A 16,553-nucleotide genomic window follows, 5' to 3' on the forward strand; every position below is an offset into this window, starting at 1 on the left:
ATTCTAAACCATCTTGATTGTCATTCTAAATTATGTAGTTTTAAAAACTATATGCTTTAGATTATCACCCTAAATGAATTTTGTCAATAATATTCATCTATTATTCATACACTCTTCTCTATGAATTAACATAAAAAATATCCCATAGCTTACGCCATGGGATATTTCTACCGCTTATCTATTTTCTTTAAATAAATAATCATTACCATCTTATTTTTTTATTTAAACATACTTTTATATTGTTCTTCTCGGAATTGTAAATTTTATTTTCTTTTCTATCTCACCTAAAATTTTTGAATCCTTTGGATCAACAAATAAACAAGTATAACCCTTTTCTCCTGCTCTTCCAGTTCTACCAATACGATGAATATATGTCTCTACTTTTTCTGGAATATCATAGTTATATATATTATCTACTCCACTTATATCTAACCCCCTTGAAGCTACATCTGTGGCTATTAGATATTGAATATCTGCATTTCTAAAAGATTTCATTATTCTTTCACGCTTATTTTGGGGTATATCACTATGAATAACCTTACAATTATATCCCCTTCTATGCATTACGACTTCTAATTCATCAGCTCTTCTTTTGGTTCTACAGAATATAATTGCCATAAAAGGATTATCTTCATCTAAAACATTGCATAAAGCTTCTCTTTTTAACCTATCCGTAGTTTCTACAACTTCTTGTTTAATATTTTCTAGTGTTACTTCTTCTTTTTTAACTGAAATAACTAAAGGGGCTTCCATATATCTATATGCTAATTTTTTAACGGCAGAATCCATAGTTGCTGAAAAGCATAAAGTTTGTACTTTCTTTGGTCTTTCTTTCATTATGGTATCTATTTCATTTCTAAATCCCATAAGCAACATTTGATCTGCTTCATCAATAATTATGGTTTTTAATTTCTTTAAATCAACAGTTTTTCTTTTAATATGATCAATTAATCTTCCTGGAGTAGCAATTATAAGTTGAATATTACCTTTTAACTTATTTAACTGTGATCCAATATCTCTTCCACCGTACATAGATAAAATACCTATATCTTTACCTTGTTTTAACTTTTCAGCTTCTTCAGTAATTTGTATAGCTAATTCTCTTGTTGGTGAAATTATTAAACATTCAATATTTTTAGATGTTGGATTTATATTCTCGAATACAGGTAATAAAAATGCTAATGTCTTTCCTGTACCAGTTTGTGCCTCTGCAATAATATCCCTACCATATAGTATATCTTTAATGCTTTTTTCTTGAATCTCCGTTGGAGTTTTTATTCCATTACTTCTCAATATTTTAGTTATATCTTCACTAATTCCTAATTTTTCAAATGTCATTTACTATACCTCTTTTGTTATACTTCAGTTTATTATAACATATTTAAGTTATAACACTTTATTTTACATTTTTTACAAAAAAGTTGTTGAAATAAAACCCTTTAGTTATCTCCTAAACCTTGTACTATATCAGGAAGTCCTATAGTAAATCTACTACCTTTATTGATTTCACTTTCAAGTCTAATATATCCACCATGAAGTTCTATTACATATTTAACAAGTGTAAGTCCAATACCACTACTACTTACCTTTGTGACTTCTGTACTTTCTACTTGTTCAAACCTTTTAAATATAAATTCTTGATCTTCTTTTGATATGCCAATGCCAGTATCTTCTACAGTTATCTCTATATTATCTTTAATTTCTTTAATATATATTCTAATTTCTCCACCCTCTTCAGTAAACTTCACTGCATTTGCTAATAAATTAATTATACATCTTTCTATTTCAGTTTCATCGCAAGAAATAATCTTTTCTTCTATATCAGGATCAATTATAAGGTTTATTCCTTTCTCTTCTATAAATTTACTCATATTAAGTGCAGCTTCTTCAACTATATATACTATATCATTATTTTCTTTATTAATTTTATATTTTCCAGTTTCTATCTTAGAACTATCTATAATATCATTTATTATTTTCAATAAATGATTACAATTTTTACTTATTATATTCATATAATCATTAAGTTTTTCATTTGTCACATTTTTACTTTCATTTAGTGAATTTATTAATTGAACAGTTGAATTTATTACATTTATTGGTGTTCTAAGTTCATGAGATAAGTTAATAAAATAATTATTTTTAAATTTTTCTTTATCTATTATTTCCTCACTTAATCTTTTATTCTCTTCTAATTGGTTATTTAATTTCATTGTTTTTTTATTTACTAAATGTTGTAATATTTTAACATAATTAAATACATAAATACAAAATACTAATATTATAGATACATAAAATATTGTTGTTATATATTCATTTGAAAGTTCATCATTAATAGATATATTTTTAAAGTTTCCATTTATTATGGTTTCTGCTGATGCATTTATAGGAATTAAAATATTAATTAAAGCAAATATCATAAAAATTTTAAGTTTCATATTTTTTTACAATAACCTCTCATTATTAGATCTAGCATATTAAATTTATACATTAATTGTAACCTATCCATATTTTAACTAATTTACTTCGATTTAATTTTATTTTGTCGTTAAATGCTTTTTTTTGTAGCTGAATTGTATTTGTACTAATTTTTTTATTAATTTAAATAGAAAAAGGAACGCTATTTTTATAGCATTCCTTTTTATCTTAACTTACATAAAAGCTTTATATTGTATCATTAAATATGTAGTAAAAACATTATTTTCATGTTTTCTATTAATGTATCCATTATATTTTTTTACTGTATTATCAACTTGAATTAAACCAATACCATGTACTCTATTATTTTTAGTCGTTAAGAATTTACCGTTTACTTCATTTAAATAACTATTAGTATTATTACTTATCTTAATTATCAATTTATCAAATTCTGAAACTATCTTTAATTCTATATATTTGTATCCATTAATAATACTACATGCTTCAATGGCATTATCCAATAAATTTCCTAAAATAACACATATATCTATATTAGAAATTTTTATGTCAGTGTTCATTTTTAAGTCCAAACTTATCTTTATCCCTTTTTCCTCTGCAACTTTAATTTTGCTTATCAATATAGAATTTATAGCAATGCTATCTGTATATAAATTTTTATCTAGTTGTCTAATGCTACTATTTATTTCATTAATATAGGAAATAGCATCTTCCTTTGTTCCAATTTCTAACAACCCTGAAATCATGGTTATATGATTTTTAAAATCATGTTTCCATCCTATCATTTCAGTATACATATCTAGTATTTCTTCATCATGTATTTTTCTATCCAAACTCATTTTCAATATAAACTTCTTTTCTATTTCTTTAGAAATTTTATTCAACATACTTATTGATAATATTTGTATAGCACATAAACTAGATATACTGAAAATAATACTAATATTTATTGCATTTAAACTTCCAATTAACCTTGTTTCTGTTGTTAATATTAATGCTTGATTTAAAATTAAAATAATTGCTCCTGTACATAAAGTTCTATTTTCTATGTATTTTATAAATTTTATATTATTTACAACTATAAAAATAAGTATAAACTGAACAACCCTAATAATTATTCTAGTCATAGTTCTTTTATAATTAACATAAAGAAGCATTTCAGTGAAGGTTATATTGAATAACTTTGAGAATATTATAAATACCACAAAAGAAGTTATAATTATAATTGTAATATAAAATGAAGATAAAAAAATTTTTTCTGATATTCTTCCTCTTTTAAAAAAAATTGGATATATTAACATTAAAATATAAAAACTAATATTAAATATCAATATTCTATTACATTCTATGCTTGCCATTATATTATTAATTTTATTTGACGATATTGCTGTATAAAATATAATCATAATTATTTGATATACTTTATTATATTTTTTATTTTTGTCTGGCATGGCTCTATTAAAAAAATAAACCATAATTATTGCACTTATAAAATCACATATTATTTCAATTATATTTAAAATGGTCATAAATTAATCTAAATCCTTATTCACAAATATAATTTATAAAGGTGTCATTTATATCTTTATATCTTCCTCTACTTATAGGTATCCTTATACCACTTTCTAGTACTACACTATCTTTTGTTATTGATTTTACATATTTTAAATTTACTATATAAGACCTATGACATCTAATAAAATATTTACTTGGTATTTCTCGTTCTAATTCACTTATTTTTTTTCTAACTGTTATTTTTTCTGAGCTTGTATGAATATCTATGTAGGGGGAAAACATTATACAATAATGTATTTCATTACAATTTAATTTAATATATTTTTTTGGAGTTTCTAAAATCATCATATATTTATCATTTTTATTGCTTATTCGTTCTTGTGTCTTATTTAAGCAAAAATATAAATCTGATATCTTTATAGGCTTCATTAAATATTGTAATGCTCCTACCTTATATCCATGTAATGCATATTTAAAAAATCCTGTTACAAATACAATATCAACATTTTTATTTTTTTCCCTTATTATATTAGACAACTCTACTCCTGATATTTTACCTAACTTTATATCTAAAAATATTATGTCATATTTATCATAATCTTCCCATTCAAATAAAAAAGATTCTGCAGTTGTAAAATTATTAATGGTTACTTCTATATCATAATCATTAGCCCATTTTTTAATTTTATTATTAAGTAAGTTAACTTGTACAGCTTGGTCCTCACATATAGCTATTTTCATTAATATAACTCCTATAAATCATTCTTATTTTCATTAAATTTATTAAACCCTCTTTTCTTTAAATCATTTTCAAAATCAATATATTAATTCTAATCTATTTTATATTATCTATATTAAAATAAATTCCTAATACATAATAACATAAAATCTCAATTAGATTATAAATATACTAATAAAAAATTATTTATATCTAAAAAAATATTAAAGCTGTACAGATAATTCTGTACAGTTTTAATAAACTTATAATACTAAAATTATATTTTAACTTTTCTTAAATATTGATTTACTTGCCCTTTTAATTACATCAAAAAAGCTTAATGAATAAACCATGTGATTTGGGTCAACATAATTTCTAACAGTACGAAGCACCTTTTTGGCATCTTTAGAAGCAAAAGTATAAGTTCCATTTTTCTTTGTTTTCATTGCATATCGTGGAATCCACCTTCCTTTAAACAATACTGATGCAATGACATAATCCACTTCTGCCCAAGGAATTTGAATGTATTTACGAGGATCTCTAGAATTATAAAATTCAAACCCCTTATCTCCAATCATTATCTTTCCATAATCAGATACTCCTGTAAAAGATGTTGCATCAATTACTAAATCTACCCTTGTATTAAGTGATTGAACCATTTTATCCACCTCTTTTCTAACTCTATATACCCTTATTTTTCTTTTCATATATTACCTAAGACTATTAAAAATCAATTAAACATAATATATATTTTATCAATATTGTAATTATTATTTATCTCATAATAACAAAGCCTAGGATATAAACACCCAGGCTAAGTAAAGACTACATTAAACCAATTAAATGAAAAATAATACCAGCTATAAATAATCCAAGAATAATAATAATCGGAGATACCTTCTTCTTAAGTAACCACATACAAAGAAGAGTGATTAATAATCCTGCTAATCCAGGAATTAATGAATCTAAATTATTTTGTAATGTTGTAACCTTTTCTGCAGTTAATGACATACCAGATGCTTGTTGTAAAAGAGCTTGTTTAATTCCCTCTGCACCAGCAGGAAGGCTGCTCCAATTAATATAAGCCCCATCACTTAAATTAACTGATGATACTATTGGTGTAAACTGAACAGATACCCATCTATTAACTAAAGATCCCAAAATAAACATACCAAGAATAGATGCTCCCTTTGTAACATCTTGTAATAATCCACCTGACAAATCATCACTAATATGAGATCCTACTTTAAACCCAAATTCTTGTGTATACCACATAAATGCCATACGAATAATATTCCAAGCTAAGAAAAAGATAATTGGTCCAAGAATATTTCCATTCATTGCAAGTGAAGCTGCTAATGCACCTAAAATTGGTCTAATAGTAAACCAGAAAACGGGATCTCCAACCCCAGCTAAAGGTCCCATCATACCAACCTTAACCCCTTGAATAGTTATATCATCAATTTCCACTCCATTAGCTCGTTCCTCTTCTAAAGCTAATGTTACACCTAGAACCGGTGAGGCTATATATGGATGAGTATTAAAAAATTCTAGATGACGTTTTAATGCAGCTGCACGATCTTCTTTTGTCTTATATAACCTTTTTATTGCAGGAATCATTGCAAATGCCCATCCACCGTTTTGCATTCTTTCATAGTTCCAAGAACCTTGAAGAAAAGTTGAACGCCACCAAACAGAAATACGATCTTTTTTTGTTAATTTTAATTCTTTTGCCATTTTATCTCCTCTCCTTTCTTAGTATCTATCAATAATGTCCCCTAAAGGATCACCCATATTTGAATTTCCACCATTTCCTGAGCCACCTTGTTTACTAAGAGCTAAATAAATAAGTGCTAAAGCTACTCCAATTACACCAAGCCCAATAAGTGTAATTTCTGAAACGGTTGCTAACACAAAACCAATTGCAAAAAATGGCCAGACTTCTTTTGTAGACATCATATTAATTACCATGGCATAACCAACTGCTACAACCATACCTCCACCAATAGCTAACCCATCTGTTAACCAAGCTGGCATAGCAGCAAGCAATCTACTAATTGGACCAGCACCAATTGCTAAAATTAAAGCTGCTGGAATTGCAATACGTATACCTTGTAAACAAATAGCAGCTATATGCCATATTTCAACAGCTCTAAAGTTTCCTTCTTTAGCTGCAGAATCCATAAAGTGCACAAATGCAGTAGCAATTGTACGACAAATAATTGTTAATAATAATCCTGCAACTGCTAAAGGAACAGCAATAGCTATGGCTGAAGAAACTCCTTCTGTGCCTTGTCCACTAAGTACTAAAATTATTGCAGATGCAACGGATGCTAAAGCTGCATCTGGTGCTACAGCAGCACCAATATTTGCCCAACCTAACGCAATCATTTGAAGAGTACCACCTAATATTAAGCATGGTACTAAATTACCTGTAACTAATCCAATCAATGTACAAGCAACTATTGGTTGATGAAATTGAAATTCATCCAATATACCTTCCATACCAGCTAAAAATGCTATAATAATAACCAGTATAATTTGAACCATATTTAAACTCATTATTATTAATCCTCCTTTTTTATCTAATATAATTAGACTATTTTATTTTATTTAATTCTTCTTGTGCCTTTTTTATTATTTCATCCATATTTCCCTTTGAATCGCTTGGAACTTTACGAACATCAAAAGTAAGTCCAATTTTTTTCAATTTATTAAATACGTCAATATCTTCTTGATTAAAAGCAAGTACTTTATTAGGTTGTACTTTACCTATAGAGTGTGCCATAGACCCAACATTTATTGTCTTCAAAGGCACTCCACCTTCTACTGCTCTAAGTACATCTTCTGGATTTTCAAAAAGAAGCATTGCACGTTGTCCTCCAAAATGCTTATTATCTTTTGCAAGTTTAATCATATGATTAATTGGAACAACATGAGCCTTAACTCCTGGTGGCGCTGCTTGTTTAATCAAATTCTTACGAAGCTCGTCTTTTGCTACTGCATCTGAAACAACAATAATTCGAGTTGGATGTACGGCTTTTGTCCATGCAGTTGCTACTTGTCCATGAAGTAGACGAGAGTCAATACGTGCTAAAACATATTCAAATTCTCCAGGCATACCTACATTAGATTGTTGAACTGAATCTTTAATAACTTTGCTTGTATCTTCTGGTTCTAATTCTTCGGGCTTAACCTTAACTCCATCTTTAGCAGATTTTAATATACTAGCTGCAATTTTCTGTGCTGATTCTATTGAAAGACGTGCGGCATAAGCTTCTATTAGCATCGGTAAATTCATACCAGCTACAATTGCCCATTTATCTTTATGTTCTTCTATCATTAAATTAGCTTGGTTAAATGGTGTTCCTCCCCAAAGATCAACTAAAAATAAGACTTCATCTTGATTATCTAAAGATGATATTGCTTCTTTTAGTTTTACCTTAAAATCATTAGGTCCCTCACTTGGCATCAGTGTAACAGCTCTTACATTTTCTTGTTCTCCGAAAATCATTGTACCTGATTGTAAGATACCTTTAGCAAAGTTACCATGACTTGCAAGAATAATTCCTACCATTTCTATACCTCCTATTTTTTATTTGTTACAAAACTAAAGAGTACAAGCATTTAGAAATAAAATACTATCTACTTAAATTTCATCACAATCCTTATACATAAAACTTAATTTTAAAAATATAATAATATCTTGTAATTCAGTACAAAGCCTGTGATATAACAACCAAATAGTTATTTTATTTCAATCTACTTATACTTAATAGAATTAGTAACATAGTAAATAAATATTACTATACTTATATATAGTAGTGTTTATTTACATTTATGTAATATTTTTTCAATTTATTAAAATACTTTTTATTTTATATTAATAGTAAAATCTTTCATAATTAAATAAACTCTTAAAATATAATAAGCTATATCATATTGAATTTTATCTCAATATGATATAGCTTATTTCTTACAATATATCTAACTACTTAAGTAATGTTAATTTTTTATTTTTTAGTACAAGTATAGAATCTGATTTCTTAGCTAATATTAACTTTTGATAATACATTTTCTACATTGTCACTTGTATTGAATATAGCATTTGTATAATGAATTAATACCTTATTTTTATCTGTAGCAACAATATGCCTTCCTTCAATTAGTTTAAAAGATTTACTTACAAACTTATTATCAAATTCTGTAGATGTATGTACTTCCACATCAAAAAGATTTTTATATTTATTGTCATCACTATATTGAATTACATTCTTTACTGGTTCTATATTAGTAATTTCCTTAAAGTCTAATCCAGCTCCTTGGATTACCCCATCATAATTCTTAATTCCATCTATCTTTGAAATTTTATTAACTAAACTTTCTGGAACAAATCCATCAAAATTCGTTTGAAGATTAGTTTGAACTTCAGATATATTAAAATATGTGAAGTTAGAATTATCATACTTATTAAAGCCATAGTAAAGATATATGTTTTTGAAAATAACTTTAGTTTCCTCATTATCTTTCCTCAAATTTATATCCAATTCCCTTAACAGTTATTATGCAATCTAGTGATAATTTTTTTCTAATATTTTTAATGTATACATCAATTACTCTATCATTTGGAGATTCTTCAATATTCCAAATATTATCTAAAATTTGTGCTCTTGTTAAAACCTTCCCCTTATATTTTAATAATAATTCTAATAGTTTTATTTCCTTAGGTTTTAAATCTATATTTTCTCTATTCTTTTTTGCTGAATATCCTTCAAAGTCAATTTCTATATCCTTATAGCACCACTTTTTACTTTCATCATTCTTTATTCCTCTTCTAAGTAATGCTTCTATTCTTTTATGTAAAACTATTATTGAAAATGGCTTAGTAATCAAATTTATTTTTATTAAATAGTTCTATTCCCTGCATTCCATCTTCAGCGCTTATAACATTATATCCAACTTCTGATAGGTATTCACTTACACCTTCTCTTATTTCCTTTTCATCTTCAATAATTAATATATTAACTTTCAATTTATTTTCACCCATTATATATTATTGCTTAAATACATAATACTATAAAATTTTCTTTGTATTATATAATTTTAATTCTATCCTATAGTACAAAGAATTTTAAAAAAGCAATAAGACCCACGAAAATCACTAGATTTTCGTAGGTCTTATTATGGAACTATTAACAACTGTTACTACAAAGTTTAATGTATAAATTGTAGTAATATAGTCCACTACTATATTTTATCGTGATAAATATCCATTATATTCACTTACATGAAGAAGCTTTTGAGCATTTTCTATTCTCTCCTTACTAGGAGGATTAACTCCTCTTAGCGGATAATCAATGCCTAGTTTTTCCCATTTAAAAATTCCAAGTGTATGATAAGGAAGTACTTGAACACGGTCTACATTATTTAATGTCTTGATAAATTCATCAAGCTTTTTTAACTGTTCATCATTATCACTTCCACCTGGTACAAGTACATGACGAATCCATACTGGTTTATTTATTTCCGATAAATATCTCGCCATATCAAGAATATTTGAATTACTCCATCCTGTAAGTATTTTGTGCTTATCTTCATCTATCTGTTTAATATCTAGCATTACAAGGTCTGTTACTTGCATAAGTTCATTAAATTTACTAAAGAAAGGTTCCTCTCTTGTAAATGTTCCTCCAGAAGTATCAAGAGTAACATGAATCCCCTTTGCTTTAGCTTTTTTAAAGAATTCAATCAAAAAATCTATTTGAAGAAGAGGCTCGCCACCACTTACAGTGATCCCTCCACTCTTTTTCCAATAGGTTTTATATTTAAGAGCTTGAGACAAAAGCTCATCTGCAGTTTTTGTCTCACCGCCCTTCATATCCCAAGTATCCGGATTGTGACAGAACTGACATCTCATATGACATCCCTTTAAAAAAACAACAAAACGGATTCCTGGTCCATCAACTGATCCAAAACTCTCTATTGAATGAATTCTTGCTATATTTTTATTTAAATTAGATTTCAGCATGACACGTTCTAGAGATAACGTCAAGTTGTTGTTCTCTTGTTAAATCTATAAACTTAACTGCATAACCAGATACACGAATAGTGAAATTAGCATACTCTTCTTTTTCAGGATGTTCCATAGCATCCTTTAATTTTTCAATACCAAATATATTAACATTTAGATGGTGAGGTCCTTGATCAAAGTAACCATCTAATACTTGTACAAGTTTATCAACTTGCTCTTCTTTATTTTCTCCTAATGCAGTTGGGTTAATTGTTTGTGTATTTGAAATACCATCTAAAGCCCATTCATAAGGAATCTTAGCTACAGAGTTTAAAGAAGCAAGTAACCCACTTCTTTCTGCTCCATAAGATGGGCTAGCCCCTGGTGAAAGTGGAGTCCAAGCTCTACGTCCATCTGGCATGTTACCTGTATACTTACCATATACTACATTTGATGTAATAGTAAGAAGTGATGTCGTAGGTTCTGAATTTCTATATGTGTGTCTCTTTTTAATTTTGTCAAGGAATGACTTAAGAACATATATACCAATTTCATCAGCTCTATCATCATCATTACCGTATCTTGGGAAGTCTCCTTCAACCTCATAATCTGTAACAATACCCTCTTCATTACGAATTGTTTTAACCTTTGCATACTTAATTGCAGAAAGCGAATCAATTACATGTGAGAAACCTGCAATACCTGTTGCAAATGTACGTCTTACATCTGTATCTATAAGAGCCATTTCTGCTGCTTCATAATAATATTTATCATGCATATATTGAATAAGATTTAATGTATTTACATAAAGACCAGCTAACCAATCACTCATTCTTTCATATTTTTCAATTACTTCATCATAATCAAGATATTCTGATGTAATTCCTCTATATTCCGGTCCAACTTGTTTACCTGACTTTTCATCAATACCACCATTGATTGCGTAAAGTAAACATTTAGCAAGATTTGCTCTAGCTCCAAAGAACTGCATTTCCTTACCTGTTTGAGTAGCAGATACACAACAACATATTGAGTAATCATCTCCCCATTCTGGTTTCATAGCATCATCATTTTCATATTGAATAGAGCTTGTATCTACTGAAATCTTTGCAGCATACTTCTTGAAGTTTTCAGGAAGTGCAGAAGAATAAAGCACAGTAAGATTTGGTTCTGGTGAAGGTCCCATATTTTCTAATGTATGAAGGAAACGATAGTCATTCTTTGTTACCATGTGACGACCATCCATACCTATACCACCTAATGCAATAGTAACCCATGAAGGATCACCAGAGAATAATTCATTATAAGAAGTTATTCTTGCAAATTTAACCATTCTACATTTCATTGTTAAATGGTCGATTAATTCTTGAGCTTCTTCTTCAGTAAGAACTCCGTTATCAAGATCTCTTTGAATATAGATATCAAGGAAAGTAGATACACGTCCTATTGACATAGCTGCACCATTTTGTGTCTTAATTGCTGCAAGATATCCAAAGTATAACCATTGAACTGCTTCTCTAGCATTTTTTGCTGGTTTTGAAATATCATATCCATAACTTTCAGCCATTTTTTTCATATTTTCAAGTGCTCTACGCTGTTCTGTAATTTCTTCTCTTAGACGGATAACTTCATCTGTCATAGTTCCATCTCCACAGTTAGCAAGATCCTTTGCTTTTTCTTCCATAAGGTAATCAATACCATAAAGTGCAACTCTTCTGTAATCACCTACAATACGTCCTCTTCCATAAGTATCAGGAAGTCCTGTTATAATATGACTGCTACGAGCTTTTCTCATTTCTGGTGTATAAGCATCAAATACCCCTTGATTGTGTGTCTTATGGTATTCAGTAAATATCTTGTGTAATTCTGGATTCGGTGTGTATCCATAGTTTTCACAAGATTGTTCAGCCATTTTTATACCACCATATGGCATAAATGCTCTCTTAAGTGGCTTGTCTGTTTGAAGACCTACTACCCTTTCAAATTCTTTTAAAGATTCATCAATATATCCTGGGCCATAAGCTGTAAGTCCAGAAACAACTTCTGTTTCCATATCAAGTACTCCGCCTTTAGCTCTTTCTTCTTTTTGTAATTCTTGTAATCTTCCCCATAACTTATTGGTAGCATCTGTTGGATCTGCTAAGAAACTTTCATCACCATCATAGGGTTGATAGTTATTTTGAATAAAATCTCTAACATTTATTTCCTCTCTCCATATTCTACCTTGAAAACCAGACCATTGTTCGTTTTCTAACATGTTAATTTCCCCCCTGTGCACCACATACATATATTCTTATAATTTATACTATTAATTTTGATATAAGCTAAATTTATTTTTAATTAATATTTTAATAACTTATGTAATCTGCTTTATGAAATGCAGTAGTATTTTTACAATAGATTGTAATTATTAATTATAAAAAATACCTTATCAAATTTTATATAGAATAAACTTGATTTTTTATTACATATAATATAAATAATTATAATTTCAAAAGAGTCGCTATTAATAAATTTATTCTATTCTAACTTTTAAATCCTGATCTGCATTCCATAAAACTATACAACCTATGATTTAAAATTGATTTCATTTCAATATTATCTTATTATGTATATAATGTCAATTTTTACCACAAAGTTCATTTATCTATTTTTGTTTTATAATTTATCTAAAATTATTAATATTATTTTTAATAACGATTACAAAATTTACATTTCTCATAATTTTATACATTTATCAACAATTATGCTAAATTTTATTTTTTAAATTTTTAATATTTAGTTAGATATTTCCTTAATAAAAATGCACACCCTTAGTGAAAATTCTACTAAGTGGTATACATAAATAAATAAACTTTCTTTTCTAATAATCCCATTGACTTTTCTTCATATCAACATGATTCTCATTTTTAAATGATACTCCCTCTTCTAATAGGAGAAATCGTTGTTCATGCCATCCTGGTGCCACTCTTCCAACATGATTTACTACACGATGACATGGATATTTGCCATAAAATTCAGCTCTACTTAAAACCTTACCCACAAGTCGTGCATTTTTATCTCTACCAATAAGTTTAGCAATTTGTCCATATGTAGCTACTTTTCCTTTTGGAATTTCTTCTACTACTGAAAGTATTTCATAAATTAACTGTTCATTCATAATCTTTTTCATATATTCACCTACTATAGAAATCATTGCTTAAAATATTATTATCTTTTAATGCCACTTTATTTTCTCTCAGTATTAGTACTTAAATACACTTTAAAATAACATAATAAATCAGTTTTAATTATTCATATATTTCTTTTCCACTTGTTTCAATAGTACCGTGACGTAACTTTAAAATCATTTCAATATATAGAAGTGAATTTTATGAAGACCTTAAAATAATAAAAAAACTTTCTTAACTTATTTCTTATGGGAAATTAAAATTATAATAAAAATATCAAATAAATATAAATAAACCCACTAAAATCAATTTAGATTTTAGTAGGTTTCATGGTGGAAGCGAATCATTAATCAGATCCCCTATTTAAGTCCAAGTTTTTGTCTTTTACTTATTATATGAGCTTCTATAGCCCTTGCAGCTTCAAATGGATCATCTCCTAAAGCTACTTTACCACCTGTTAATTCCTCAACATCTTCTGTAAGAAGTTTTACTAATTTAGGAGCACCTGTAACAAATGGAGTAGGAGATAAATGTGTATATGCTCCGTATGCTACTGCAAAAATACCATCTATAGTAGCTTTTTGTTCCATCCACTCTGGAGCAGTAACTGCTATAGGAAGATCTGGAATATCAACATCAAGATGATCTGCTAAGGCAGTAACAAGCATTGATATTCTACCTGTATCAGTACAAGTACCAAAGCTTAGTACAGGAGGTATTTTAAGCATATTACATACTTCCTTTAAACCTTCTCCTGCATATTTTTCTATAGCCTCTAGGTTACATAATCCTGCTATTTCAAGAGCATGATTACCACAACCACCAGCTACTACTAATATATCTCTTTTTATTAATTCTTTTGTTATATTAACTGTATTCCAGTCTTGAGGACCATTTCTAAGTGTAGAACAGTTTGCAAGAGCAACAACACCTTTTATTTTACCTGCTGAAATTACATCAACTAATGGGTCAAGTGTATTTCCAAGGGCACTTAAAACAGCTTCTGTTGAAAATCCTGCTATAGCCTTTGTAACATATTTAGGTACCATAGGTTTTACTTTATTATGTCTTTTCTTAAAGTTATCTATTGCTATTTTAATTAAATTATCCGACATTTCATTAGCCTTTTCTGGATAATATGGCATCTTATGCTCTGTACCAGGTACACCTATTATTGTACTTATGCTAACTAAAGCTACTTGATATTTTTCAGCATATTGATCTATCGCTGGTGGTGAACAGTTTTCTTCCATAGCAATTGCATCTACTGTACCTGTAGCAAGTAGTGGCTCTATAGCCAACCAATTTCCCATAAGGCCAACAAATACATCGTCAATTTCATATCTTTGTAATAGTTCTTGTCCTGTTTCAATAGAACCAATTACTCTAATACCTTTAGCTCCTGCAGCTATAGCTTCATCTTTATATTCACCTTTTCTAAGTTTTTCTATAGTAAGAGCTCCTATCCACGGTTGATGCCCATTGAATACTATATTTACATAGTCAGGATCCATTATACCTAAGTCCACATTAACTTCATGAGGCATAGGAGTTCCAAATAATATATCTTGCACCATCTCAAGACCTATTAGAGAAGTATATATAGTAGATAATCCTAATCTAAGAGCTTTTTTAGCAAGTGATACATAATCACCATCTACATTTGTTAAACAACTTGCAATTGAATTTTGAACTTCATGATCAACACCAGAAGGATAAATATGAAGTTCTTTCCATACTGGTTTTCTTTTCTTTGGGGCAAAAACTTCTGTCATTATACTTTCTTGATCAGGTCCTGCTTTCATATCCTTATCAAGTAAATCAGCTAATTGAATTGCAAGTTTATTAATATCTTGATTAGTATCTATACCTACCTTTTCACACATCCATTTCAATTTAGCTTCATCTTTTATTTTAAATGATGATTTCCCTTCGCCAGTAGCTCTAAGTGTCCTAAAGGCTTCGTATGCATGATGTGCATATGTAGCTGCTCCCATTATATTTTTCATAAGGAAGTTTCTCATAGCCATAGCATCTGGACCAATACCACATACGCCTTTATCAGCTCCTGTTTTTTCACTAATTCTACAAGGACCATGTGTACATAATTGGCAACTTAATCCTTCAAGACAAAATTTGCATCTTATTTTTTCTTGTGGCGACCATCTAGAAAAGACACTTGAAAGACCATCCGTTTGTATCCTCTTTAGCATTTCTTCTACAGAATCATGGTAACTTACACGCCCTTCTAATTTTTCTTTAATTATTTCACTCATATTTATGTATTAATCTCCTTCTATATTTATATATCATTAATATTATTTGTATATCATTTGATATTATTCCTATATTTTTATTTTGTTATATAATATAAAATAAAGATAAATAATAATATGCACTCAAGTATTATATATATATATTACTTGAGTGCATATTATTAGATTTCCTGTCATATTTATCATCCTATCTATTCCTTCTTAGGTGCTGGTACCTTATTCTCAACTATAAATTATTATATTTCTTTAATCATTCCTTATGTTTCCAGTATACTAACTCCTGATTATCTCTTTAAATCTTCATCTATTATTACAGTATCTATCGATTTTTGCATAACTAAAGCATTAGATTCAATTTTTAATACAGCTTCTAAAGATAGATTTTCCACGTCTAAAAGTACTCTCATTTATTATATAAAATAAAAAAG

13 protein-coding genes and 1 pseudogene are annotated in these 16,553 nt (G+C 28.3%); all 14 read right to left on the minus strand.

Going from position 1 to position 16,553, the window contains the following annotated elements; translation table 11 throughout:
* Positions 1 to 234 precede the first annotated feature (234 nt).
* The 14 genes and pseudogenes from Q0G30_RS12445 to cooS all read right to left on the minus strand — a co-directional run bounded on the left by Q0G30_RS12445 (position 235) and on the right by cooS (position 16,125).
* The gene (locus Q0G30_RS12445; RefSeq protein ID WP_294390554.1) at positions 235 to 1,338 is read right to left on the minus strand and encodes a DEAD/DEAH box helicase; all 1,104 of its coding nucleotides are present in this window, start codon (positions 1,336 to 1,338) and stop codon (positions 235 to 237) included.
* Positions 1,339 to 1,439: 101 nt separating this feature from the next.
* Positions 1,440 to 2,438, minus strand: a complete 999-nt coding sequence (locus Q0G30_RS12450; protein WP_294390557.1) for a HAMP domain-containing sensor histidine kinase — start codon at positions 2,436 to 2,438, stop codon at positions 1,440 to 1,442.
* 213 nt (positions 2,439 to 2,651) lie between these two features.
* Entirely contained in the window at positions 2,652 to 3,965 is a 1,314-nt protein-coding gene (locus Q0G30_RS12455; RefSeq protein WP_294390560.1) for a GHKL domain-containing protein, read from the minus strand.
* A gap of 16 nt (positions 3,966 to 3,981) precedes the next feature.
* Positions 3,982 to 4,692 carry a LytTR family DNA-binding domain-containing protein gene (locus Q0G30_RS12460; protein WP_294390562.1) on the minus strand — a complete coding sequence of 237 codons (711 nt, stop codon included), beginning with the start codon at positions 4,690 to 4,692 and terminating at the stop codon, positions 3,982 to 3,984.
* A 261-nt stretch (positions 4,693 to 4,953) separates the two neighbouring features.
* Entirely contained in the window at positions 4,954 to 5,328 is a 375-nt protein-coding gene (locus tag Q0G30_RS12465) for a DUF956 family protein (RefSeq protein ID WP_294390565.1), read from the minus strand.
* A 166-nt stretch (positions 5,329 to 5,494) separates the two neighbouring features.
* A complete protein-coding gene (locus tag Q0G30_RS12470) occupies positions 5,495 to 6,406 on the minus strand; it encodes a PTS system mannose/fructose/sorbose family transporter subunit IID (RefSeq protein ID WP_294390570.1) in 912 nt (303 codons plus the stop codon).
* 18 nt (positions 6,407 to 6,424) lie between these two features.
* Complete coding sequence (locus Q0G30_RS12475; RefSeq protein WP_294390576.1) at positions 6,425 to 7,231, minus strand: PTS mannose/fructose/sorbose transporter subunit IIC; 807 nt, start codon at positions 7,229 to 7,231, stop codon at positions 6,425 to 6,427.
* A 37-nt stretch (positions 7,232 to 7,268) separates the two neighbouring features.
* Positions 7,269 to 8,246 (minus strand): mannose/fructose/sorbose PTS transporter subunit IIA, encoded by a 978-nt coding sequence (locus Q0G30_RS12480; RefSeq protein WP_294390578.1) that lies wholly within the window; start codon positions 8,244 to 8,246, stop codon positions 7,269 to 7,271.
* Positions 8,247 to 8,715: 469 nt separating this feature from the next.
* A complete protein-coding gene (locus tag Q0G30_RS12485) occupies positions 8,716 to 9,204 on the minus strand; it encodes a hypothetical protein (protein WP_294390582.1) in 489 nt (162 codons plus the stop codon).
* Positions 9,191 to 9,716 (minus strand): annotated as a pseudogene (locus Q0G30_RS12490) (response regulator transcription factor). The gene Q0G30_RS12485 and the pseudogene Q0G30_RS12490 overlap by 14 nt, the downstream one beginning before the upstream one ends.
* Positions 9,717 to 9,923: 207 nt before the next feature.
* Positions 9,924 to 10,697 carry a pyruvate formate-lyase-activating protein gene (pflA, locus tag Q0G30_RS12495; protein WP_294390596.1) on the minus strand — a complete coding sequence of 258 codons (774 nt, stop codon included), beginning with the start codon at positions 10,695 to 10,697 and terminating at the stop codon, positions 9,924 to 9,926.
* A complete protein-coding gene (gene pflB, locus Q0G30_RS12500; RefSeq protein ID WP_294390585.1) occupies positions 10,684 to 12,936 on the minus strand; it encodes a formate C-acetyltransferase in 2,253 nt (750 codons plus the stop codon). Before pflB ends, pflA begins: the two co-directional genes overlap by 14 nt.
* 606 nt (positions 12,937 to 13,542) lie before the next feature.
* Complete coding sequence (locus Q0G30_RS12505) at positions 13,543 to 13,851, minus strand: methylated-DNA--[protein]-cysteine S-methyltransferase (protein ID WP_294390588.1); 309 nt, start codon at positions 13,849 to 13,851, stop codon at positions 13,543 to 13,545.
* 357 nt (positions 13,852 to 14,208) lie between these two features.
* On the minus strand, positions 14,209 to 16,125 hold the full coding sequence (gene cooS / locus Q0G30_RS12510) for an anaerobic carbon-monoxide dehydrogenase catalytic subunit (RefSeq protein ID WP_294390590.1): 1,917 nt from the start codon (positions 16,123 to 16,125) through the stop codon (positions 14,209 to 14,211).
* Between the last annotated feature and the right edge of the window lie 428 nt (positions 16,126 to 16,553).

Source organism: uncultured Clostridium sp., from assembly GCF_934754925.1.
In the GTDB taxonomy this organism is placed as follows: Bacteria; Bacillota; Clostridia; order Clostridiales; family Clostridiaceae; genus Clostridium.

Bases quoted from the DNA above. Each gene is read 5' to 3' on its own strand.
- Q0G30_RS12445 (WP_294390554.1), bottom strand. From the start codon at position 1,338: ATGACATTTGAAAAATTAGGAATTAGTGAAGATATAACTAAAATATTG.
- Q0G30_RS12450 (WP_294390557.1), bottom strand. From the start codon at position 2,438: ATGAAACTTAAAATTTTTATGATATTTGCTTTAATTAATATTTTAATT.
- Q0G30_RS12455 (WP_294390560.1), bottom strand. From the start codon at position 3,965: ATGACCATTTTAAATATAATTGAAATAATATGTGATTTTATAAGTGCA.
- Q0G30_RS12460 (WP_294390562.1), bottom strand. From the start codon at position 4,692: ATGAAAATAGCTATATGTGAGGACCAAGCTGTACAAGTTAACTTACTT.
- Q0G30_RS12465 (WP_294390565.1), bottom strand. From the start codon at position 5,328: ATGGTTCAATCACTTAATACAAGGGTAGATTTAGTAATTGATGCAACA.
- Q0G30_RS12470 (WP_294390570.1), bottom strand. From the start codon at position 6,406: ATGGCAAAAGAATTAAAATTAACAAAAAAAGATCGTATTTCTGTTTGG.
- Q0G30_RS12475 (WP_294390576.1), bottom strand. From the start codon at position 7,231: ATGAGTTTAAATATGGTTCAAATTATACTGGTTATTATTATAGCATTT.
- Q0G30_RS12480 (WP_294390578.1), bottom strand. From the start codon at position 8,246: ATGGTAGGAATTATTCTTGCAAGTCATGGTAACTTTGCTAAAGGTATC.
- pflA (WP_294390596.1), bottom strand. From the start codon at position 10,697: ATGCTGAAATCTAATTTAAATAAAAATATAGCAAGAATTCATTCAATA.
- pflB (WP_294390585.1), bottom strand. From the start codon at position 12,936: ATGTTAGAAAACGAACAATGGTCTGGTTTTCAAGGTAGAATATGGAGA.
- Q0G30_RS12505 (WP_294390588.1), bottom strand. From the start codon at position 13,851: ATGAAAAAGATTATGAATGAACAGTTAATTTATGAAATACTTTCAGTA.
- cooS (WP_294390590.1), bottom strand. From the start codon at position 16,125: ATGAGTGAAATAATTAAAGAAAAATTAGAAGGGCGTGTAAGTTACCAT.